Source organism: Paenibacillus sp. P32E (genome assembly GCF_001909085.1).
GTDB lineage: Bacteria > Bacillota > Bacilli > Paenibacillales > Paenibacillaceae > Paenibacillus_AQ > Paenibacillus_AQ helianthi.
The window spans coordinates 41,075-65,515 of record NZ_LVYY01000011.1 but is presented as its reverse complement, the minus strand read 5'-3'; the positions used below and the strand labels follow the sequence as shown (position 1 = coordinate 65,515).

Annotated in this window: 17 protein-coding genes and 1 pseudogene; all 18 read right to left on the bottom strand. The window is 46.0% G+C overall.

The window, feature by feature from the left end; all coding sequences use genetic code 11:
* Positions 1 to 24 precede the first annotated feature (24 nt).
* Positions 25 to 8,070 (bottom strand): S-layer homology domain-containing protein, encoded by an 8,046-nt coding sequence (locus A3848_RS11805; RefSeq protein ID WP_178381982.1) that lies wholly within the window; start codon positions 8,068 to 8,070, stop codon positions 25 to 27.
* A 656-nt stretch (positions 8,071 to 8,726) separates the two neighbouring features.
* Complete coding sequence (gene mnmH / locus A3848_RS11800; protein ID WP_074085136.1) at positions 8,727 to 9,764, bottom strand: tRNA 2-selenouridine(34) synthase MnmH; 1,038 nt, start codon at positions 9,762 to 9,764, stop codon at positions 8,727 to 8,729.
* Between the two features lie 57 nt (positions 9,765 to 9,821).
* Positions 9,822 to 10,880: a selenide, water dikinase SelD gene (selD, locus tag A3848_RS11795; protein WP_074085135.1), complete on the bottom strand. Its 1,059-nt coding sequence runs from the start codon at positions 10,878 to 10,880 to the stop codon at positions 9,822 to 9,824.
* A gap of 208 nt (positions 10,881 to 11,088) precedes the next feature.
* Positions 11,089 to 11,271 carry a 4-oxalocrotonate tautomerase DmpI gene (gene dmpI, locus A3848_RS11790; protein WP_074085134.1) on the bottom strand — a complete coding sequence of 61 codons (183 nt, stop codon included), beginning with the start codon at positions 11,269 to 11,271 and terminating at the stop codon, positions 11,089 to 11,091.
* A gap of 35 nt (positions 11,272 to 11,306) precedes the next feature.
* Positions 11,307 to 12,269, bottom strand: coding sequence for an aldo/keto reductase (locus A3848_RS11785; RefSeq protein WP_178381981.1), 963 nt, complete (start codon positions 12,267 to 12,269; stop codon positions 11,307 to 11,309).
* A 68-nt stretch (positions 12,270 to 12,337) separates the two neighbouring features.
* Positions 12,338 to 12,883 (bottom strand): NAD(P)H-dependent oxidoreductase, encoded by a 546-nt coding sequence (locus tag A3848_RS11780; RefSeq protein ID WP_074085132.1) that lies wholly within the window; start codon positions 12,881 to 12,883, stop codon positions 12,338 to 12,340.
* Between the two features lie 169 nt (positions 12,884 to 13,052).
* A complete protein-coding gene (locus A3848_RS11775) occupies positions 13,053 to 13,970 on the bottom strand; it encodes a helix-turn-helix domain-containing protein (protein ID WP_074085131.1) in 918 nt (305 codons plus the stop codon).
* Positions 13,971 to 14,078: 108 nt separating this feature from the next.
* Complete coding sequence (locus A3848_RS11770; RefSeq protein WP_074085130.1) at positions 14,079 to 14,435, bottom strand: cyclophilin-like fold protein; 357 nt, start codon at positions 14,433 to 14,435, stop codon at positions 14,079 to 14,081.
* 16 nt (positions 14,436 to 14,451) lie between these two features.
* Positions 14,452 to 15,642, bottom strand: a complete 1,191-nt coding sequence (locus A3848_RS11765) for a MalY/PatB family protein (protein ID WP_256702317.1) — start codon at positions 15,640 to 15,642, stop codon at positions 14,452 to 14,454.
* A gap of 14 nt (positions 15,643 to 15,656) precedes the next feature.
* Positions 15,657 to 16,400 (bottom strand): SDR family oxidoreductase, encoded by a 744-nt coding sequence (locus tag A3848_RS11760; RefSeq protein ID WP_074085129.1) that lies wholly within the window; start codon positions 16,398 to 16,400, stop codon positions 15,657 to 15,659.
* Between the two features lie 43 nt (positions 16,401 to 16,443).
* The gene (locus A3848_RS11755; protein WP_178381980.1) at positions 16,444 to 17,616 is read right to left on the bottom strand and encodes an MFS transporter; all 1,173 of its coding nucleotides are present in this window, start codon (positions 17,614 to 17,616) and stop codon (positions 16,444 to 16,446) included.
* A gap of 70 nt (positions 17,617 to 17,686) precedes the next feature.
* On the bottom strand, positions 17,687 to 18,091 hold the full coding sequence (locus A3848_RS11750; protein WP_074085127.1) for a MerR family transcriptional regulator: 405 nt from the start codon (positions 18,089 to 18,091) through the stop codon (positions 17,687 to 17,689).
* Positions 18,092 to 18,234: 143 nt separating this feature from the next.
* The gene (locus tag A3848_RS11745) at positions 18,235 to 19,659 is read right to left on the bottom strand and encodes a 6-phospho-beta-glucosidase (protein WP_074085126.1); all 1,425 of its coding nucleotides are present in this window, start codon (positions 19,657 to 19,659) and stop codon (positions 18,235 to 18,237) included.
* A 29-nt stretch (positions 19,660 to 19,688) separates the two neighbouring features.
* Positions 19,689 to 21,557 (bottom strand): beta-glucoside-specific PTS transporter subunit IIABC, encoded by a 1,869-nt coding sequence (locus A3848_RS11740; RefSeq protein WP_074085125.1) that lies wholly within the window; start codon positions 21,555 to 21,557, stop codon positions 19,689 to 19,691.
* Positions 21,558 to 21,725: 168 nt separating this feature from the next.
* Positions 21,726 to 22,607 carry a LysR family transcriptional regulator gene (locus A3848_RS11735; protein ID WP_074085124.1) on the bottom strand — a complete coding sequence of 294 codons (882 nt, stop codon included), beginning with the start codon at positions 22,605 to 22,607 and terminating at the stop codon, positions 21,726 to 21,728.
* 23 nt (positions 22,608 to 22,630) lie between these two features.
* A complete protein-coding gene (locus tag A3848_RS32665) occupies positions 22,631 to 23,083 on the bottom strand; it encodes a cyclophilin-like fold protein (protein WP_256702334.1) in 453 nt (150 codons plus the stop codon).
* Positions 23,066 to 23,446, bottom strand: a pseudogene (locus A3848_RS32915) (aldo/keto reductase); the annotation flags it as partial. The gene A3848_RS32665 and the pseudogene A3848_RS32915, both read right to left, overlap by 18 nt.
* A 59-nt stretch (positions 23,447 to 23,505) precedes the next feature.
* The gene (locus A3848_RS11725; RefSeq protein WP_074085123.1) at positions 23,506 to 24,342 is read right to left on the bottom strand and encodes a DUF3737 family protein; all 837 of its coding nucleotides are present in this window, start codon (positions 24,340 to 24,342) and stop codon (positions 23,506 to 23,508) included.
* Positions 24,343 to 24,441: the final 99 nt, after the last annotated feature.

The following is a 24,441-nucleotide window of genomic DNA, read 5'->3' as shown; positions in this document are numbered from 1 at the left end:
CGCAGAAACGGCCCGCCAATTCAACTAATACATGATTCCATACAACCGGTAAAGCGTGACAGCAGCTTCCGCTCTTGTGATCGGCGAAACGGGCTGCAAGTAACCGTTATAGCCCTGGAACAAACCAGCCGAAACCGCACGGGCTACACTTTCCCTGGCATAAGCGGATACCTTAGAAGCATCCCTGAATTCCGGCAATGCCTCCCCGCTGCCCACGGAGTGCTCCTTGCCTGCCGCAAGCATGGCGTTGTCCATCATCATTATCATTTCCTGACGGGTTACCGGCTGCTTCGGCCGGAACTCATCACTGCCCGTACCGCGAACAATGCCCAGCGTCCGGGCAGCATTCACATCTTCATAGTAATAATCAGCCTGCGCTATATCCGTAAAGGAATTGGAGGCTTGCGCCTGCAGATCAAACAGCCGCATAATCATGACCACCGCATCTGCGCGGGTAATAGTCTGCGCAGGCGAATACGATTGCTCCGAGACTCCCTGGATAGCTCCCTTAGAGGCAAGAGCTTCCACCGCTGCCTGCGCCCAGCCGTAGCGGCCCAGATCGCCGAAACTCTTGGCTACAGAGACAACGGCATAGCGGCTGAAGTGATGTGTGGTGAATTGCATCTCTCTGCCTGTGCTGTCATATCGTCCGCTGACTACCGGCTGTCCCTTGCCGTTTGCCCCGATCTGCCAGAACGTCAGTTGAGACGGGTTGAGCGCTTCGGCGGAGGAAAGCTGGTAAGGCGTGCGGAACGTAACCGTCGCTAGATTGTTCTTCCAGCTGACAGGGTTGCCGTCCACGGCTGCGCCAAGCTCGACAACCGGACGACTGCCCGCAGCCTGCTTAACGTCTCCATCCGCACCGGACAGATCCGCGAGCTTAACGGACACTGCAATCTGCTTCGCGTCTTTAGCCATGCCCGCAAACATATCCCCCGGAAGTAGCAGACTTCCTGCAGAGGTAACGAATTGGATCCGCACCTGCTTCATCGAGGCCAGATATGAGGCAGGCAGCTGCAATTCGAATGTTGTTTTACCCGCAGCTGATCCAGCCTTAAACGTAAGCGTCCGCACTCCATTGGCATCTGCCTTAGCGGCAGCGAGCGCCTTCGTAAGCTCCTCTGTGCCGGGAGCAAGAACAGACTTCGTACTGTCTGTTGCGCCTACGGTAACGGAAGGGGTCGCTGTTGGTGTTCCGGCATCAGGAGTGGGAGCCGGAGTCGGAGTCGGAGTCGGAGTGTCCGTTCCCTTCTTACTGATAACCAGCATTTGCGTTCCAGGCACGGCTTCGTAATAGACGAATGCACCTTCACCTTCCCGGACCGGCTTCAGGTTATAAGAAGTAGCTCCCCGTGTGAGAGTAACCTCGTTCCACTCTGCCGGAACCTTCGTTCTCAGGGTTAACGGCTCATTGTATACTGCCGGGTCCAGTGTACCCTCCAGCTTAACCTCGATTGCACCGGAAGGGGCTTTCGTAACCTTTGCTGTAGCGTTCTGTCTTTCACGCAAATATTTGCCCACCTCGGCAAAGGTACCGTTCCAAAGAGCATCTTTCCGCTGGGCTACATATCCGTAATGGTTGTCATACAGGCTGAGCGGAGGTGAGGACCAGCCTTCACCATCATTGCCATGGCCGGTCAGAATCAGCCAGTTGCCCTTGGCAATACCAAAGTCGGTCCAATCATCCAGTTGAACAGCTGTTGTCGTACTTTCAACCATTGTACTGCTCAGATTGTAATACTGCTCTGTGCTGCTGGCGTTGCCGGCATTGTTACCCCCCTGGCGTGCAGCAACGAAATACTTGGCTGCTTCTGCCGCAACCGCTGCATTGCCCGTATTGTACGGGAGCGCCAGCGATTCCGGCTTATAACCAGTCTTCTCCTTGATCCGGGCGACAGAATCCTTTAACTCGGAGGACATCTCTGACGCGCTGAGCGTGGTCAGATTGCGGTGAGTAACCGTATGGCTGGCTACATCGAAAATCCCTTTATCCAACAGCGCTTTCCACTGCTCCCATGTACCCGTGGAAGCGCCAGTGTCATTATAGGCATTGTCGATCCAGCCGCTGATCAGCGCGAGCGTTCCTTTCAGCTTGTATTTTTCATGCAATCCGGCAAACCGTAAATCAGATTCGTAGATACCATCATCATACATAATCGAATACGCGCCGGCCTTGCCGTCTTTCCAGGTAGTGACCTCCGTATCCCCGATGTTGTAAAGTTTGCCCCGGATAGCTTTGGCCACTGTATCGGCTAAAGTCCAGGCTCCTTTCGGATTCGGATGAATCTTATCCGGGAAGTCGCTGCTGCTTCCGGTTGTGGCCGCGTTCACGTCGATCAGGGTTGCGCCTGTCGCTTCAGCCGCCTTCCGAATCAGAGGAATGACCCCGTTTTGCAGGACGGAGTTGACAATGCCATAAGCCTGGTTCGGATCGTCGTTGAATATTGCCGGAGGCAGATTGACAAAGACCTTCGGATGACTTGGCAGCGCCTGATACAATTGAATCAGCTCTTTATAGTCGCTCAGGAAGTGGTTCTGCCCCTCCTTCCAGTTCCAGGCTTTCGTATCATTGGTACCCAGCTGGATAACCACGACGTCAGGAGCATAGGTCTTGCTGGCCGCAAATGCGGCTTCATTCCAGTACGGATCGTCGCCGTCCTTTTGCAGCGTGCGGCCGCTGACGCCGAAGTTCTTGACGGCAAAGTTGCTGCCGAGCAGCGACTGGAGCTGTGCCGGATAACTCGTTACCCCGGCATATTTCAGCCCGGCTCCCGCTGTGATACTATCTCCGACCGCTGCTACCTTGATTTGACCTTCCGGGCGGTTCTTCTCTGGAATCTTTTCCGTATATGTGGCGGGAATTTCATCCGACGGATACTCAGCGAAGTACAGATCGTCAAAATAATAGGTGCCGGGATTCCACTCCGACAACCGGATTTCCTTCAGACTGCTGATATCCGCAGAGGTCTTCATCAGCGGAAGATACACTTTCGTCCACTGCCCCTTGACGGAACTGACATCGGTCCAGTTGTTCACGGAGACCGTGCCGTCCGTATCCACAAAGGTAACGTGGACGGTGTTCGATCCCTGCATATCCTTTACATAGAAGGCCAGATAATTGAAGCCGGAAGCATCTATGGAAGCTGCACCGCCCTGTGGCTTAATGATGACAGATTGCTTATCCGCTCCCGGTGAGCCGGCGTCTCCAGTGACTTCCAGCTTCACACTTCCCGTTCCTCCAGGATTGACCCCGAATGTCCGGTCCACCGTCGCGGTGGCATTCACACCCTGGCCGACCTGCACATCTGGCTCCTCAAAAGATTGGAACCAGCCGCTGGAACCAACAGGATACGAAGCGGGCTCCACGCCGGTCTTGTAGGTTGCCGCGAAGAAGTTGTCGACCCATAACTGCTCAGAAGCGTTCATGCCGATCCTGATCTGGGTAATCGCCAGCGTATTCAACTGCCGGCTGGACAGTGGAACGCCCTGCGACTTCAGAAGCGGAACACTCAGCCGTGTCCAAGCGTTTTTCACCGTCTTCCCATCCGTCTCCGTTGTCCAGGAATGCCCCTCGGCATCCACGAGCGTCACGGAAAGAGGTCTGTCCCCCACGCTGTCCTTGGCGTAGAAGTTCAGGTAATTGTAACCTGTCAGATCACTGTTGATCGCGCCGCCCTGCGGAACAAATGCGGCATAAGTCCCGTCGGCGCCGGAGCCCGCTGTGATCTTAAGACTCTTCGTGCCGTTGCCGGCCGCACTGTCTGCTGCTGATTCCAGCTGCAGCTGAGGGGAGGAAGCTAAATACCCCCGGCCTGACTCAAAACTCTGGAACCAAGCCGAGATACCGGCCGGGTTCGGCTGCGTTCCGGCTGAAATCCGGTTATACCGGTTATACCGCTCGGCCAGAATATCCTTCACTTGCTTCGGCGTTGTACGGTCCATATGATACAAGCCCATCGTCTGCAGGCCTGTAATATTGGTATACCAGTTATATGCAGTCCACCAGGCTGCACCGCTCAACAGTCCACCCGGGTTCGGCGTTCCGTCCTCCGCCCGTGTAGCTGTCCGGGCAAATGCATTGAAGGTACCGGTGAACAGCGTCGTCTGCCTTGTGTCCGAGGCGGTTTCATCCCCTGACCAGTAGCCGTACTCTGTAGCAATGATCGGCTTACCTGGATGCAGTGCATGGATGGCCTCAATTTCCTCCTGTGTCTCTAAATCTGGATTTGCACCATAAAAGGCGCCGAAATACATGGTCATTCCGATGATATCGGCCGGGGAATGCGAATGGTCGCTCACCCCTTTGTACGGATTCGCCACGGCGGACTGGCCGACCAGTCTTGTTCCATCGATGGCATGTGCAGCATCCCGCATCTCTTGGATAAAGTTGACACGCTCCAGCTGCCCGCCTGACTCATTGCTGACCCCGTCGAACCAGACGGAAGGTCGGTTGTAATTACTGAAGATCATTTCCTCCATCATTTGCTTGGCCTGGCCCCGCTGACGCTGCAGGTCAAAGGCTTCTCCGCTGAACCAATAGGCCGGAATTTCCTGCCAGATGGCCAGACCGATCCGGTCGGCAAATTGATAGGTCGGCAGGCTGTGCGGAAAATGCCCGGTCCGGACGAAATTAGCCTTCAGCTCCTCCTTGATCTTCAGCAGGTCGCTGTACCGGGTTGCATCATTCAGTGAAGGTCCTTTGTCGCTGCTGTCCTCCGTATAACCGACCCCGGTGAGGAACGGGGCCAACTCTCCGTTCAGCTTAAGCTGTACACCATCCGCTTCCAGTGTACGGATACCGAACTGGGTATAGAAGGTGTCCGTTACTGCTCCGCCGGTCTTCTGCTCTACCTTTAAAATATACAGATTCGGTTCAGACGGACTCCACAGCTTCGGTTTAGGTACTTTTACCTTGAGTGTTTGTACCGCCTGCCCGCTGGCTGGAACCGTTAATGCGCTTCCTTGGGCCGCTGCCGCTTCCGTACCCGTCAGATCCTGCGCATATTCGCTGAGCCGGTTACTCTCTCCGATCTTCGCTTCATAGATTGTATAGGACAGCTGAACCTGTTCAGCTGTTTTACCCGTATGATTCAGAAAGGTTCGGACTGACAGATCTCCATCCGTACCCAGCGTACGCACATCACTGCGCACCACATAGGTGTCCGGCATAAATTCAACGTAGGCGTCCCGCAGGATTCCTGTGTAGTTGAACCAGTCGGACGTCGCGTACGGCACGATTTCCCCGTTATTGAACTTATCCCATTTCGGATTGTCAACACGCACAGCGATCACATTGTCGCCGCCATAATTGAGTAGATTGGATGCGTCCAGTGCGAACGGCGTGTAGCCGCCCTGATGCCCGCCCGCATATTTGCCATTGATCCATACATCCGCGAAATAGTTGACGCCGAGGAAAGTAAGCTGTGCAGGCTGCCCCGCAAGAGAGCTATTCACCTCAAAATGCTTGCGGTACCATACCCCGCCCTGATAACCCGACTTGTCACTCTTGTTCTCCGGTCCGCTCAGCGATTCGTAAGCTGTGCTCTCATCCTCCGGGAGAGGCAGTGTCTTACCAGCCCAGCCGGAATCGTTGTAGCCAGTCTCCTGTCTGCCGCCCGCCTCATCTTCAAGGCCGGCAGTTCTGGCACTGTCCCGTGGTGCTGCTGACAGATTGGAATCCAGCGTGGTTCTTTCTTTTTTCCAGTCTCCGTTTAAGGAAAGGTACGTTCTGTCCTTCTGCTTCTCGAAAGAACCCAACGGCAGACTGCCTGAATAAGGCATCGCTTCGCCGTCCACATCCTTCAACACCAATTGCGTAAAGCCGGCATTCGGGAAGCCTGCACTTTCTTTTTTAGCGAAATAAAACTCATCCAGATAATAGGTCCCCGCTTTCGCAGGCGTCACCGTCACCGTGCTTAGGCGTGCAAATTGGAAGTTCAGACTCTTGTCCAAAGGCATGGCGATCCGGTTCCAGCCGGCTGTTGTCGTCTTTCCGGTCTGCCAGTCTACCGTTTTTCCGCCAGCATCCTTCAACTGTACGGACAGCGTCTGACCGCCCTGCTCATCCCACACATAAAAGATCAGATGGCTGAAATTTGTGGCGTCGAACTCCGCCTTATAGTCGTAAGGCTGGTTCTTGTCCGGAGACTCTTCGAGCGCCTGCGGCTTGACGTTTATGCCATTCGTGGCAGGGTTGGTTGAATCCTGGGACAGCACTGCCCGAATGCTCGCAGAGTTGTATGGATTGGCTGACTTATCCATACTGAGTGTGGTACTCACCCCTGTACCTGCCGTAATCCCGTATTGTCCGTCCTGCCCTTTCGTCTCGAAATTCTGATACCAGACCGCTCCGATATTCTGGTTTCCGCTGATGAAGCCGGCCAGTACATCGTCTTCGGCCATGGCAAAATACATATCATCGAGATAATACACTCCGGCATTGTAAAAGCCGATATCGACGGATACGATTTTTGTCAGGTCAATCTTCGAGGCTTCTTTCAGCGAAAGCTGCATATTGACCCATTTATTCTTGGTCGATTTGGCGGTTCCCCACGTGTCCCAGACGCCCCCATTGGCATCCTTGATACGGAATTCCACACCATTGCTGCCCTGGGTGTCCTTCAGATAGAAAGCAAGATATGAATAAGCTGACGCATCGAACGTCCCGCCTGCTTTGGGCTGTACGCTCAAGTAACTCCCAGCCGCATAAGGCCAGTCATTTTTGACAGTCGTGACCTTGACACCGGCCATGCCCGCTGCGTTGGCTATATCTGCTGAGGTCTCGGCGGTAGTAGCGCTGCCTGCAGAGTAGCCGGTTCGGCTCTCAAAATCATTGAACAAGGCCGTGCGCTCTGGCTTAATGGCAGGCGAAGCATCCGTTTCCTTCTGGGCCAGATAAAGATCATCGTAGTAATATACATTACCGTAACCCCAGTACGATCCAAGCTCAATCTGCTGCAATCTGGACAAATTAATTTTTGATTTGTCCAACTTTACGGTCATTTTCACCCATTGCTTCGACTGCGTCTTGACCGCTGCGCTTGTTTCCGTATCCCAGACCCCGCCTTCGGTATCCTTGAATACAACATGTATACTGGATCCGGCGGCGGCTGTCGTATCCTTGACGTAGAACAACAGATAACTGAAAGGGGAAGCATCCATATACGTTACACCGGATACGGTCGAGTTGCCTTCAGGTTTAATTCCGGCTCCATAAACGCCGGTGTTCCAGGCTTCGTTCCGTTCCTTCCCGTCCCCGTCCGTATAGGTATTCTGCACCATTTTTAGACTGCCGGAGCTTGAGGAGTAAGCAGCATCAGCAGTGACACGCTGGGCAATCGTCGCGGTTCCCTGACCTGCCAAGCCATAGCTGCCATCACTACCGGGTTGTTCGAAGCTCTGGTACATAACTGGCGCCGACGGCACATTGCCATCATCCGGATAAGCCGGCGGCAGAGCGGCAGCAGATTTGGAAAAGTACATCTCATCAAAATAATAGATGTTGCCCCAGCCCCAATACTCGCCCAGCGAAATGGAGACAATCCGCGAAAAATCGAGTTTTGTCTTATCGAGCGGAATCGAAAGCCTCGTCCACTGATCCTTCACGGACAGATTCTGATCCGTATTGGCATTCCATTCTTTCCCATCTGCATCCCGGATAACAACATTCGGGTTATGAACATCGGTGTCCAGAACGTAAAAATTTAAATAGTCATAGGCAGAAGCATCATAATAGGTCCCTTCTGTAACTGTATCCTTCTGTGGCGATACCGTGAATCCGTAAATATCGGTGTTCCAGGCTCCGCCGCTGGGATTATTGTCGTTCGTCTGGGTCAGGCGCACACTTCCCCGACTTCCGCCTCCCGGTGTCAGGTCTGTAATCGAAGCTGTTGATGAGGTACCGACGGCAGAAATCCCATAGGTCTTCCCCTCTCCGGCCTGCTCAAAGTTCTGATACCACTTGCTGTCTGTCTGTGTCTGCGGCGGTGTCTGTGGTGGTGTCTCCTGCGCGTAAGCGGTATCTCGTGCCATTCCCCCGAATACTCCCGGCAACAGCAAAACCAGTGCCATGACGGCCGCGAAATATTTGTTATGCCCCCGCTTGCGCTTTACCGATTTGCTTATGGACTGCATACATGACTCCTTTCGACTCTCTTTATTTGAAATCGATTTCATTAAGATAAAAGAACACAGAATTATTTTTTCATTCCTCCCTCTCTCAACCGTATAAAAAGTTTGAGTACCTAAGTCATCCAATGTAGTATGACTCCATTCGACTCCATTTTCTTGAAATCGATTTCATTTTGATATAAAAAAACAGATTCCCCCCTGTTCATTCCTTCCACTCTCAAAACCTTATAAACCAGCTGAAGCGAATAAGGCTACAAATGAAATCGATTTCAAATCTATTATATGAATACTCTATTCAAGATGTCAACGCTTTCTTTGATGTTTTTATTCTCCACTTTCCGAGTCGAGTCGACTGGTTTCGATAAGATTCTCCCTTCACGCAATAGGTACACTAATATGTGTGTGTTCAAAAGGCGGCCGAACACCTTAAGTGTTTGTTTTATCAAAGTTTAAGGGACATGACCTTTTAAGAGCATTGGATCAAATCGCTGCTTCTATTGACGCTGCCTGCCATTACAATCAATAGTATATACGCCGAAAAGCCCCGCTTCATGTTCAGAAGTGGGGCTTCCTTGTTTGTTATCCTTCTAAGTCTTTTACTCGCTCTGATCTGCTAAAAAAGAGAGTACCGCAGTTTCAGCTTCATTTATGTTATTCACCTTAAATACAACCTTTTCTACGTCCTCATACTGATGGGATGAAAATACGTACTTGGGATCATAGTAATGCTCTAAAAGCAGTGCCACAGCCTCTCCGAACCTATCTGCAAGCAGGTTCCGCTCAATTTCTGCAGCCACTGGAATATGGATACGGGATTTAATATTCCGAAAAGCAGCAATATACTCTCCTTTAAATTGCTCCGGCTTATAATCCTCCAGAATTTGGTTCACTCTCGAATGCAACGGCATCTCGATCCAAAGCTGTGTAGCCGAATCTTTGTGCTGAGCCAGGAACTGAGGCATAACAACCTTTCCTATTCTCTTGCTCTCTCCTTCAAACAGAATGTAAGGTGATTGCTCCAGTGCCATCAAATCCTCCAGCAGAAGACTATCGAAGGTTCGCTGGTTATTCGCATGAAGTCCGATTTGTCCAAATATAGAGCCGCGATGCCCCGCCAGCCCCTCTAAATCCAAAACAGGATGACCTGATTTCTTCAACTTATTTAGGAGGTTCGTTTTACCTGTGCCGGTATTGCCGTGAATCACGTACGACTTGAACTTGAAATCATAGGTTTCCAGCTCGTCTATCACCCATTTACGGTATGCCTTGTAGCCGCCGAGCAGCCTGTAGGCATGAATATCCATTAAAGAAAGTACGGTTGCTGTGGTACGGCTTCGCATCCCTCCCCGCCAGCAGAACACCGCCTTATCTCCCTGTATGGCTCCAAACGATTTGATGAAGGCAGGCAGCTTGGCCGAGACAATCTCCAAACCGCGTTCTTTAGCGGCCTGAACGCTTACCTGCTTGTATAGCGTCCCCACTTCCGCCCTTTCCTGATCATCAAATAAAGGGATATTAAGACTACCCGGGAGCGTTGAATCTTTATATTCAGAAGGAGAACGGACGTCGATAACCGTAATTGGTTTCCTTGTTTGTAACAATCTTAATTCTTCCAATGAAATATCCTGAAACAATTGCTCTCTCTCCTCTTGTAGCTTGCTGTCAAGAATGAACGAGGCTCAAATCAGATTCTATGGTGCTGAAATCACTGCAATCTGACCGGGATGCTCTTCTGTTACTTCTCCAATAAGCGCTGCTTCAACTCCGGCATCTATCAGCTCATTAAGCAGCTGCTCACTCTGTTCAGGCGCGACAGAAATCAACAGCCCGCCAGATGTAACGGCATCGCAAAGGATGTACCGGTCAAGCTGATCCATGGCTTCCGGATACAGAATACTGCCTTCCAGATGCGCAAAGTTGTTCTTAGTCCCGCCAGGGACAAACCCCTTTTCGGCAAGCTCTCTGACTCTTGGCAGCATAGGTACAGATCCTTGACGTATAATTAGCCCTAATCCGCTCCCTTTTGCCATTTCTGAAGCATGACCGAGCAGTCCAAAGCCCGTAACATCGGTACAGGCATGCACTTCGTAAGAGGACATAATTTCAGCCGCTGTTTTGTTCAAGGTAGACATTACAGAAGTCAGGCGCTTGGTTTCTTCAAGGGACAACTGATCCTTTTTAATCGATGTCGTTAAGATCCCTACACCAATTGGTTTGGTCAAAATAAGTTTATCCCCTGCTTGTGAAGCTGCGTTCGTTCTTACCTTGCCGGGATGAATAAGTCCCGTTACCGCCAAACCAAACTTAGGTTCTTTATCGTCAATGGAGTGCCCTCCTACAAGCGTAGCTCCAGCTTCCTGCACCTTGTCTGCAGCTCCCCGCAATATATCTGCTAGAATACTCTTGTCCAGAACGGAAATAGGAAACGCTACAATATTCAGTACGGTAAGCGGTTTGCCGCCCATCGCATAGATATCACTTAGTGCGTTAGCGGCAGCAATTTGTCCAAAGGAATACGGGTCATCTACAATCGGTGTGAAAAAATCGACGGTCTGCACTAAAGCCAGCTCATCACTAAGCCGGTATACCCCCGCATCGTCACTTGTATCCAGTCCCACGAGCAGATCCGGGTTAGGGACCGCAGGCGGCAGACTGCGTATTACCTGCATGAGATCGGCAGGGCCAATTTTACAACCGCATCCTCCTTTTGAGGACAATGAAGTCAGTTTTATGGTATCCGCTTGTGACATTGAGACACAGCTCCTTAGACTGAAATGAACAACTTCTATAATTTTACACGATGTAAGGATTAATGTACAAAAAACAAAGGCTCACAAAAAAACGGCAGCAATTAGGCTATGCTGCCGTGTAAAAGTTGATATTGTAATGATCTTTGTGATGGATCACGAATACTGCTAATTCCTGCTATGAAATCCCTTGATAAACAAGCTCTCAACGTTACCGATCTGCTATTAGCTGCCCCCCAACTCCAATATTCTCCAGGTCATTCTCCTTAACCAATACGATAAACGCTGACTCGGGTACATTCATGATGGTTGCAGCTGATGTGGTGAGTTCTATGACCAATAGCTTTTTCTGTTCTTTATTTAATTTGGCTGCTTCAATGGTGATTACTGGCATGATCATTCCTCCTTATTTCTTCACATTCTTATTTATTAATGCATCGGTTTTTCCCATGAGCCTCTGACTTCAACATGGGTTTCTTTCGCTGCAATTTCAAGCTCACGGATTTCTTCCACAGTCAGCTCGACCTCAGCAGCTTTTATGACATCCTCAATATGAGCTAATTTTGTAACACCGATTATCGGTACTGTTCCTTTAGCTATGGCCCAAGCTGTTGCAATCTGAGCCGTAGAAGCATTGTACTTGCTTCCAATTCTTCTCATAACGTGAATTAAGCTCTCCAGCTTGCCAAGTGTATCTGGCTTAAAGGCTTCTCCTCTTCTCGTGCCGCTAGGGAAAGGCTGTTGCGCACTGTATTTGTCAGTTAATGCACCTTGCTCCAATAACATGTACGAAAAGAACACGATATCATTCTCATTGCAGTAATCAATAATCCCTGCTTCTTCGGAAGAACGGTACAGTAGACTGTAATGGTTTTGTACCGCTGAAATTTTCAGGCCTTCTTCTGCCAAAATACTTGCTGCCAGTTTAATCTCTTCCAAGTTATGATTTGAGACACCTGCGTACTTTACTTTTCCATTTTTCATTAGCGGGATCAGTTTTGGTGTCCATTTATTCACATCATCCGGGTTGTGTATCCAATAAATGTCTGCATGATCTGCTCCCAGGCTGCTTAGACTTCCCGCAAGCAGTTCCTCGACAGCATTATCGTTTCCCCCAGCCATTTGGGGAGTGAACTTCGCTGAAATTAATACATCATTACGGGCATTTGTGAAACTTCCGAGTATACTTTCGGAGGCGCCCATTCCATAGACAGCTGCTGTATCCCATAGATTGAATCCTGCGTTCATCGCCGCTTCAAACACCGGCTTCAAGTCTGCATCACTAAGATGATTTCCAAAAATGGCATCTCCGCCACTTGCACCAATGCCCCATGACCATGTGCCAAGAGCGATGGATGGAATATTGATATTCTGCATTTTAATCATTCTCATTACTTTTCACGCCTTTCAATATTATGAATTGCTTCCGCATAGTCAATCCTTCATCAGTAATGATGCAATTAGCGTGCGGAGAGCAGTGCAGCTTCAGGATTGAGTACATAAGCCAGATAGTCTTTCGTAGTTTGCTCTATTTGTTCATCGGATAGCTGCATAACTCCGTAGGCTGCGTAAGGCGCTAGATAGCGAGTACCGATCATATTGCTCGTTGCTTGAAATGGTCGCAGCAGTTCTACAAGTGTATAACTGAATGCACCCTCAGGAGTATAAGAAGATTCAGGGGCTCCTACGCTAACAGCGAGCAATAACTCCTTACCATGCAGCTTGCTGCCGGTGCTTCCATAGGCCCATCCATAGGTAAGAACCGCATCTTCCCATTTTTTCAGCAAAGAAGGTGTGCTGTACCAATAGAAAGGAAATTGCAGAACGATGCGGCTATGCTGTTCTAATAACTTTTGCTCCGCTGTAATGTCGATCTCCTCGTTGGGGTAAGCTTCATATACACGGTGCACAGTTACACCGGCTTGCTTGTCCATTTCTTCCGCCCAGTGGCGGTTAAGTCTGGAATTAGATAGGTTAGGATGAAATACGAGTACTAGTGTTTTCATTTAGAATCTCTCCTTTTTCTGTTTAGTAATCTCTTTTGGTCTACTGCATGAGATAAGAATAACAAGAAAAACCCTTCCTTTCTTTGCTCACAGGCTCATTTGGTTTGTTCATTTGGCCCATTTTCCACAAAAAAAACGTTCCACGGTAATTACCGCGAAACGTTAACACTTATCTTATATTCTCCACTTCATTCTCCTTGGGCTTAAACTTCAATCTAAACTCTGAAGGAGCGAGTCCAAACCGAAGCTTAAACACTTTGGAAAAATGGGTGATATTCTCGAATCCGGTGGAGTAACAAATATCGGTAACGGAAAGCGAAGTTTCCAGTAACATCTTCTCAGCCTTATCCAATCTCCGGTTACGAATCCACTTCAAGGGAGATGTATGATAGGTTGCCTGAAACTCCCGTTTGAACGTTGACAGACTTCTGCCGGACAAATAAGCCAGATCCTGAAGGGATACAGGATTCGTGAAATTCTCCTCCATAATTCTGCTGATACTGTTATTATCATTAATACCCGGTTGCAGCAGCTGATACAAAAACCGTTCATTTGAATCTGCCAGATGATGCAGTAATTCCATCAGTTTGATCTTAACGAGTCCGTCACTGACCTGTCCAGGCTTATCGAAATAAGGCTGCAACGACTCAAAATAAGTTCGGGTAAGATCATTAATCGGAATAATGGATACCGGAATAATATCACTCACGGGATATATCGGCTTCACCCCAGCGAACTGCACAAATTCCTCCAGTAATTTCTCGTTTAGGAAGAACATCATATAATCCAGTATATACTCGGAACCGGGTTCTCCCGACTTGTCATACTCAATTAGAGTTGATTTGTGAACAAACATCATTTCGTTACTCCGCACGGTATATTCCCGATCTCTGAAACGAACCTTGTAATTGCCTGATTTCACGTACAGCAGCAGATGATCCTTTAGAAAGTACGACCCTTTCCTCCCTTGAGTATGCAGGCAGAAAGTAATTACAGATAATCCGTTTTGCTGCAGGCTTCCTGTTTTATCTGGTGCATTGACCAGTTCTTGCGGTGCCTTGATTGTTTTGCCGATGCTAATGGACATGAGCAGTTCCGCCTTTTTAGCTTTTACCAATACGATAACAGAAAACTAGAAAAGAAACTTTGCTGCTTAGCTCAAATCTTTTGTCTATTTAGTCCAAAATACAAAACCTTATTCATTAATCATCTCAAGTAGTGCTTCTATCGGTTTATTATAGCTAGCCAGTTTCTTGGCATTATACTCTATACTTCCAAGCTTAATTAGTCCCGAAGCATATCCGGAGCTTTTGTAAAATATCGCAAGGTTCCCCCAGGGGGCGTAGTAAGCAAGGTCTCCTATTGATGCAGCTGTCCCTGGCGGAGAACCCTCGGCAGATAGACGTGTTGGGAGATCACTGATCTTCTCAGCACCCGCATAGTCCTGTAAGGTTAGCTTTAAAGGAAGCTGGGTGATGAATCCTTCCACTGCTTTACTATCTATTAATGTGGCTATATATTCATCCTGCCCAATTGATATTTTTAATTTCATATTAGCTTACCCCCATTTACCCTATGGATTGATTACATACTTTGAAAAACTCAATCCCCCGCTTCAAGCGCTGCAAACCATCTTCCAGACGCGTTTTTGGGCAGGCGTAGTTTATTCTTATAAACCCTTGTCCATTCCCACCAAAAATAGCTCCTTCAGAAATGTACAATCCGGTTTCTTTTCTTATACATTCGCATAGAGCTTTCGAATCATTAGTTACAGCTGTGCAATCAATCCACGCCAGGTAGGTAGCCTCTGAATGAATGACCTTAAGCTCTGGAAGCTCTGCTGCCATAAAATATTCAATCCATTGCTTATTGACCATTAAATATTCCAGCAGTGCGTCAAGCCAAGGTTCCCCTTCTGTGAAAGCAGAAATGGCCCCTTCAATGGCAAAAGCATTAGGTTCAGCCACTTCATCGGTATTGATTCCACGATTTACAAGCGCCCTCAGCTCCGGATTAGGTACGATAATAGATGACGTTTGAAGTCCTGCCAGGTTAAATGTTTTAGTTGGAGCCACACATGTGATGCTATTCAGGGCTATCTCTTCGGATACCGAAGCAAAGGGAGTATAGCGGTAGCTTGGATGCGTTAGATCACAATGAATTTCATCCGAAAGGATCAGCACATGATGTTTAATACAAAGGTTGCCGATAGTCTCAAGTGTTTGTTTGTCCCACACCTTGCCTATTGGATTATGCGGATTGCAGAAAATCAGGAGTGTTGCTTCGGGATCGGCCAATTTCTCTTCCAGATCGGTGAAATCGATGGAATACCTTTGATCCTTATAGACCAGCTCGCTCGTAAGAACCTTTCGCTGATTATTCACGATCGAGTTATAAAAGATATTATAGACTGGAGCCAGCACCAATACTTTCTCATTCACTTTGGTCATTTTACGTACAATGGAGGAAACTGCCTGGACGACACCAGTACAGAACATAATCCATTCCTGTTGTATCTGAAATTGATGCCTCCTACTCCACCACCCTGCAACTGCATTGTAGTACGTATCAGGAACCATCGTGTAGCCAAAGATCTTATGGTCTAATCTCTTCTGCAGAGCTTCAACAATTGCCGGAGACGTCTCGAAATCCATATCTGCCACCCATAGCGCAAGCTCGTCCGAATGAACATCCCATTTATAAGAGTTCGTACCCAAACGGTTGGTCATTTTATCAAAATTAAACACGGAATGTTTCACCTGCTACCTCCGAATTAAACGAGTTGCTTCGTTGGACGAATTAAAATTTCACTTACAGCAACCGTTTCAGGTGTACTAATGACATAGGCTACTGCGTCAGCAATATCACTTGGACTCAAACCCACACCTGCAATTTTTGCGTTATTTTTCAGCCATTCTCGGTTTTCACCGTCATTGACCGTTGTGTACAGCTCAGTATCCACTAATCCTGGGGAAATAATTGTGCTGCGGAGATTGTTCTCACGTTCTTCCTGACGCAATCCCTCCATGATAGCACGGACAGCAAATTTGGTTCCGCAGTATACAGCAGAACCGGGATATACAACATGTCCTGCCACGGAGTCCGTTGCAATAATGTGCCCGGATTGCTGTTTTTTCATGATAGGCAAAACTGCAGCAATCCCATTCAGAACCCCCATAATGTTGATATCAAGCATTTGACGCCATTCATCAAAACGGGTTGCTGACAGCGGTGCTGTCGGCATAACTCCAGCATTATTGTATAGAACGTCTACACGGCCATACTTCTTAACTGCTAAATCAATAACCGCTTGAACTTCTTCTTGTTTGGTTACGTCCGCAACGGCATAAGAAATTTCAGCATTAGGCAAGGATTCAACAAGAGATTTCAGGCGATCTTCACGTCTAGCCGCAATCACTAATTTTGCGCCTTCCCCGGCAAGCTTCTTCGTTGTGGCTTCGCCAATCCCGCTTGATGCCCCCATGATAATGACAACTTTCCCTTTAATATTAGTCATGTTAATTCCTCCTCAGTTTTTGATACAGGCCAAGTTTACAACTTCAAGTTAACTTGAAGTCAAATTCCTTTTTTTGATTTACGTAAGCTACACCAAAACCAGTTATGGCAATCAATAAGAGAATAATTGCATTTGTGGAAACCAATGATTGCATACTATGGACATGAGATAGTTGTCTAATCAATGTCCCTTCATAAGGTGAAAGTGTGGCTCCTAAGTTATAAGCGACCAACACGATAGTAGTGCCCAATTTTGCCATTTTCGCAATTTGCTGCGTAAAGGTATGTAGCAAATAAGGCATGATACAACGAAATGAAAATCCGATAACCATTGAACATAATGTAGTAAGATAAACACTCTGTGAAATCGTCGTTACAAACATGGATCCTCCAAGTAAAAGGATGGCTAAAGGTACAATATAGTTTCCGAGATATTTATATAATTTTCCAAAAGAGAAGCCGGCAATAAAAGCTCCTAAACCTATAAAGGCAATCATATTGCTGCCGTTCGTCGCGTTCCCAATATTCTTCTCCATTATCAAAGGAGTAATTTGGATATTGTAGTTGATAAATAGAGTTACAATTACAAACAATAAAATGCCAAAGCCAATCATCACTCGTAAGGATCTTTTATTACTTGGATGGTCTGAGGTCGTTGTTAGTTGTTCCGTCCCGCCTTTCTCTAGCTCCCTTTTATCAGCCGGAACAAAGAAAAGGAACGCAACAAAAACGGGAAGTGCCAATGCATAAACATAAAATGATGTATACCAGTTAATTTTTAATAATTGACCCACGAATAGTGTCAGACAGATACCTCCCAATTCCTCAAAGGCACTCTCGAGTCCAATTAAAGATGCCTGTTTTCCGGGATTAGTTTGGTATATGTCGCTGATCATCTGAATGATTAAGCGGTTAAATAAACCAATACCCAGACCAAACAAGCAGCGGGAAACGAATAACAATGAAAAAATATCGTGCTTAAGTGCCGGGAATATCCCTGCAATGAATACGAATCCTAATCCTGTTAAAATGGTTCTCTTCTTTCCGATCCGCAGTTCAAGCCGATTCCCGATTAGAACACCAAAAATAACAAACAGGGAAGGTATTGTAGTCAGTAACCCTACCTGGGTCAGAGAAATAGCAGGAAAATCTTTCGCTATCGCCGGAATATTAGCGGCGATTATTGGTCCTGAAGATATTAATACCGCTACTGACAATAAGGAGTACGTCTTTAGTTTTTCCTTAGGTTTAATATGAATCCCACTCCTTTAGCTACCGAATTCTGATTTATTCATGCTTCGCTTCTATTACGAGTGTGCCTTTGAGCTTCCCCTCTCGTTCAAGCAATTTTCCGTCGTAGTCCTTAATTTTCACGGCCAATCTGCTGATAGATTCGTCAAGTTCTTTCCGTTTCTGTATCAGCTTCTCCCTCTCATTGACCAAGATCTGCTTGCGTGCTTCTAAAGAGTGATCACCGCTAGCGAATAATGACGTATATTCAATTAATGCCTCTATCGTCAAACCTGAATCCCGCATACATTTTATAAAATCAATCCATTTGATATCTTCCTCGTTGTAATCACGCACACCGCTTTCTTTCCGGTTAACCGGCGGAAACAAACCAATGCTCTCGTAGTATCTTAATGTGGCTGCCGAAAGATCAAACAGCTTAGCAACCTGGGTAATATTCATACCTTCACCTCAATATCAATTTTTGTTCTAACTTATCACTTAAAGTTAACTTTAAGTCAAGTGAAGCTGGTCTATTATTTATAAAGCAATAACGCACCGAGTCCATGACTCAATGCGTTATTACGTCTTCATTCATTAGCAGACTACAGTTCTATACCATTGCTGTGAATTACTTTTTTGTACCACTCAAAAGATTTTTTCTTTCTGCGCTCCAATGTGCCATTTCCAGTGTCATCTTTATCCACATAAACGAAGCCGTATCTTTTGCTCATTTCTCCGGAACTGGAGCTTACCAGATCTATACAGCCCCAAGTAGTGTATCCTAGCAAGTCGACTCCATCCTCTTCCACTGCTGATATGAACGCTTTTATGTGTTCACGCAGGTACCCGATTCTGTAATCATCTGCGATATATCCCGTTTCATCAGGTGTATCCAGCGCTCCCAATCCATTTTCTACAATGAATAACGGCTTTTGATAGCGATCATATAATGCATTTAATGTAATTCTTAGCCCCAGCGGATCAATCTGCCATCCCCATTCACTTGTCGTTAGATGTGGATTACGCAGGGTCGGAAACAGATTTGCGGCGGTTTGCGTATTTACCTCCGGGTCCGCACTGGTTAACCGTGAGCCATAGTAACTGAACGAAATAAAGTCAACGGTATTATTTCTTAAGCATTCCTCATCTCCGTCTTCCATTTCCAAGTGAATATCCATTCGTTCAAGCATTTTCTTGGCATAGCTTGGGTATTCTCCACGGGACTGTACATCAACGAAAAAGTAGTGTTCCCGGTCTCTTGTCATTGCTTTCCAAACGTCATCTGGTGCACATGTATACGGATACGTGCTTGCACCCGCCAGCATACAGCCTATCTTAAATTCCGGATTGATTCTGCGCGCAATTTCAGTTGCTTTCGCACTTGCGATCAGTTGATGATGTGCTGCCTGATATTTTACTGCATCTTCATTTTCACCCTCTTCAAATACCAGGCCAGAGCTTCCAAAGGGCAAATGCAATAACATATTGATTTCGTTAAAGGTTAACCAATACTTCACTTTATCTTTGTACCGGGTGAAGATGGTTTCACATAGTCTCTCATAATATTCAACCATTTTGCGGTTTCTCCATGAGCCGATTGTTTTCACCAAATAGATAGGGACATCAAAATGGGTAATCGTTACTAATGGTTCAATGCCATATTTTAAACATTCATCAAAAACACGTTCATAGAATTTCAATCCCTCTTCATTCGGGAGTTCGTCATCTCCATTAGGGTAGATCCGCGTCCATGCCAAAGATAAACGGAAGCACTTAAAACCCATTTCCGCTAATAAGGCAATGTCTTCTTTATAGTGATGATAGAAATCAATGGCTTCATGACTTGGATAAAAATGTTTCTCGTCACATTCCAGCATGCTGACTTTCCCTTTCATAACAGGAACCCGATCCTTCCCCGCTGGAATTACATCGACTGTTGACAGCCCTTTATTACCTTCTGCATATCCGCCTTCACATTGGTTGGCAGCAACCGCCCCACCCCAGAGAAAATCTTTTCTTAAGGTCATCTAAAATACACTCCTAAGTTTGAGTATTGTTATGCTTTTACTATCAGCAATGCATTGTTGAAATCAATATAATCATGACTACTCTCTGATACCACATCAGAATAATTATAGGTGTTGGTTACAATAACAGGAGTTTGAGTAATATATCCCTCTTGTTTGATTTTCTCCAGATCGAAGGTCAGTAAGGTCTGTCCTTTTGTAATTCTTTGACCCTCTACAACATGGGCTTCGAAATATTTCCCATTCAGTTTAACGGTGTTGAGCCCTATATGGATGAGGATTTCTACTCCGTCATCGGATAAAAGACCCATTGCATGCTTCTTAGGAAACAGTGAAACGATAACTCCGTCAAAAGGTGCAACTACTTTCCCCTCGCTAGGCTCTATGGCAATTCCCTTTCCCATTGCTTCAGAAGAAAAGGCAGCGTCCTGTACATCTTTTAGCGGAATTATCGCCCCTTTGATCGGGCTCATAATCACGGAGTCTTTAATAGTAATCATTTCGTCTGCACTACCAATTGTTTCCTGAGTGGTCAATCCTTTTTCATATTTCAGACTTAAGAAGTAAGTAATAACCGCTGTTACAACAGCTGTAATTACTAATGCAATCAAAATATTATACAGATTCCAAATATTCTCTCCGATGTATAGCGGAATGGCTGGAATTCCTGAAGCACCTGTCGCATAACGAGAAACATTCATTAGTCCTGCATACAGCCCTCCACTGGCAGCACCAATCATAGCAGCAATCAGTGGATATTTTTTAGGTAAGTTCACGCCATACAGAACGGGTTCTGTAATTCCCATAAAAGCTGTTATCCCGCTAGAAGTTGAAATTTGCTTTAATGCTTTGTCCTTTGTTCTCATCCCTACCACTAATGCAGCGACGCCTTGAGAAATACAATTTATCATCGCTCCAGGGCCGATAATGTTCTCGTACCCGAGTGTGGTGATTTGAGCCAACGATAAGGGAACGATATTATGGTGTAGTCCAAACATAACCAGTATGGGCCAGAAGGTTGCGATGACGAATATAATCATCCAAGATCCGTGTGACCCCAGGAAATCAAATCCCATAGCTAAATACGTTCCGAAAAATGACCCTAGAGGTCCTAATACCGTTAAGCTAAGGAGCCCGACTACCAAAATCGTAAACATCGGAACAAAAATAACTTTGACTGCGTTTGGAATGATTCTTTTGAATATCGCTTCAATGTAAGATTGTGCCCAAACAGTTAAGAGGATTGGAACGACAGAAGAGCTGTAAGCAACCAGGGTCAAGGGGATACCGAAGACGCTAACGTCATTCCCGTCTGTCCGCAATTGGGTCAAGTTTGGATGGAGTAAAATACCCGCCAGTACTAAAGCTAAGACAGGACTGCACTTTAACTTATTAGCAGCAGAGTACGCCAATAGAAACGGCAGGAAGTAGAAAATGGCATCCGACATAAAACTTAATACATAATAGGTCTGGGACTCCTTTGAAATCCAACCAAATAAAATAAGTAGAGCGAGCAGCGCTTTTATCATACCTGCGCCAGCAATAGCTGGAACGATCGGACTAAATGTACCGGAAACGAAATCGATTAATTTGCCGATGAACCCTGCCTTTCTCTCTTTAGCTAGTTCACGACCTGAACCTTCTACGGATTTCAGATGCTTAATAGCCTCCGTGTAAACGTCTTCAACATGAGTACCAATAACTACCTGAAATTGTCCGCCGCTCTCGATAACATCAAGAACGCCGGCCAAGGCTTTCACGGCTGGTTGATCTGCCTTATTATTATCATTCAGCGCAAATCTGAGTCTGGTCATGCAATGAGTTAATGTAGATACATTTTCACTGCCTCCGACTTTCTCTACTATTTCCCGAGCTAATTCCTCATACTTCTGGCTCATGCAATTATGCCCCCTCTTAATAAATGCTGCATAATATGAACGAATACGGAAGCGCTTTACAAACATAAAAAGCTATTTATAAGCGATAAGTAAAGGCTTCTTTCACATTACACCTTTAAAATATCACTATATAAACAGCTATAGCCAATGCCTATATTTCATTATTGATTATGCCTGTAGGGCATGCTTGATGTACTGTAAAAACCTGGTCGCAGTCTGATTGAAAATTTTATGTTTTTTCCAGACGATCACACACCCGAATTGAAGTTCAGGATAAAAGGGCCTAAAGCATAAATGATCAGAATGCTTCATTGCAAAAGCACCCTCAATACAAATTGCCGTGCCCATTCCCTGCTCCACGAGATTAACCACATTGGAAATTAAGTTATAGGTAGCTACAAAGCGTAACTGTGAATGCTCATCTGCAAACCAGCTGGCAATTTCATTTTGTAATACCGATCGGCTGGGTATAAGCAAGGGCACTCCGGCCAAGTCTTTGGAGGTTACATATTCCTTCTGTGCCAGCGTTGACGAGGTTTTGGTAAGAATTCCCCAGCGTTCCTTTTGCGGCAGTCTGATAAAATCATATTTTTCAATATGAATAGGCTCTAACAAAATGCCAACCTCGAGTAATCCCTTATCTATTTTCTCCTTTATGTCATCGCCGGTCCCGCTGAAAATATGATAAGTGACCTGCGGATATTCAACATTAAACCCTTTTAATAACTCGAAAATAACATTTGTTGTTAATGATTCAACACTTCCAATGGATATTGTTCCTCCAACCAGATTGCTCTGATCTTTAAACTCTTTCTCTGTTTTATCCGCAAGGGTAAGGATTTCTTCTGCTCTTTGACGCAAAAGCATCCCCGCTTCGGTTAGTGTTATCTTACTTTTTCCACGTGTGAACAATTGAGTTCCTAAGTCTTTTTCAAGATCGGCCAGCTGTCTGCTTAACGTAGGCTGTGTAACATGCAGGATAGTAGCAGCATGCGTAATATTTTCAACACGGGCTACTGTTAGAAAATACCGAAGTACTCTTAATTCCATGGTTCCTCCTGATTGCATTTATTTTAAAATTTCAATGGTACGGTGAAGTCACCATTCATGCCTGTGAATGCCTCCATTCCTGAGTCTATCTTACCTAATGGAACGAGACCACTGGAATAGCCAAAATCCTTATAAAAGACAGCTAAATTTCCCCATGGTGCATATAAGGTCAGATCACCTACTGAAGGATTGAAGCCATCCGGCGCTTCCTCCGTCGTGAGAGTATTCGGGAGGTAACTGATTTTTTCTGTTCTGTTGTAATCCTCAAAGGTCAACGTCAAGGGAAGCCCGCTTAAAAAGTCCCGGCTGGTAGGATTGTCGTACATTGTGGCTATGATTTCTTCGCCATTTACAGTCATCTTAATTTTCGCACTCTGTACTTCGGACACTTCAGCGACTGGTTCCCGTTCTCTACAAGCTGTGAGCAATATTGCAAAAATAATTCTCCCAGTTTCAAGAATTTGATACAAATCCACATAATCGGTACCTAATCGCATGAGGCTCTTGTCAATCTCACTCATGATCGCTTTTCGGGAGAGTCCTGCACCATTAGGACCTTCATCATTCGGAAATGCACCTTCGTCGCAAGGACAATTTCATCACGATTCGCATATTGTTTTAGAGCCCGTCCTACAAATTCCTCACTTGTACCTGCATAAACATTCGCCGTATCAAAAAAAATTAATTCCAAGCTCTAAGGCTTTTTTTATGACTGTCCGTGTATGCTCTCCATCAAGCACCCATGGGTGCTGCCCCCGCCCTGCGTCTCCAAATCCCATACAACCAAGGCAAATCCTAGATACATCCATACCGGTATTTCCAAGCTTTACATATTGCATCAAAGAATATCAGAAATATAAATATCCGCTTTGCTGAGAAGCTCATTTTATTTGATCATTCAGCTCAACTCATATTTAGTATTTGAAATAACTACTTCTTCATCGTCCAGTATTAATTCACCAATCCCATTCGCTTTAATGATTCCGGAGATTGGATTTTTGACACTGTCAATCATTGTAGTTGTTGTCACATTAATAGAGGAATATTCAAAGGCCAAATCCGTATTGATTATGCTCCCATCTTCAATTACCACGTTCTCCATGTAACACATTCCCTGATTACTCTCAATAGTGCAGTTAATAAACGTAATGTTTTTGGAATTCCAGCCTAAATATTCTCCGGTGATCAACGAATCATATACCGTGACATTTTCACAGTTCCAAAATGCATCTTTTGAGAGTAGCCGCGAATTACGGATTTCTATGTTTTTCGCACCATCAAAAGCATAGTTTCCTGTCAAAGTTAAATCATCCACTCTGATATTTTCGCTGTTCATCCCAAAATAATCTCCTCTTGCAGTTACATGTAACAATTCAATATCCTTGCAGTTCCATAGCGTCTCCTCTGCATTAGGCATATCCACATGATTCAGACAGATATCACTTGCCCTGCGAAATGTCTTGGGTGCTTCAATGATACTGTCATTCATATAAATATGATGACTGTACCAGATTCCTGAGCGTGCCATTTCCTGAAGAGTTGTTCTCTTTAAGCTAATGTTCTGGCAATACCATAGCGGATACTTCCATTTAAAAAAACTGTTGTGGATAGTAATATCTGCACTTTCCTTCAGCGGTGATTCACCTTCCGCAAAAGTAGAGTTTTTAATCAAAAGATTCTTGCTCTTAAATAGTGCGCGTTCTCCTGTTAGCTTTTGTTGATCAATAGTTTGCATGGCTAATCCCCCTGTCTCAGATCAGCTTACAACTTAAAGTTAACTTGAAGTCAAATATTTTCGGGCACGAATAGATCGATAATTATTGATCCCTACTTG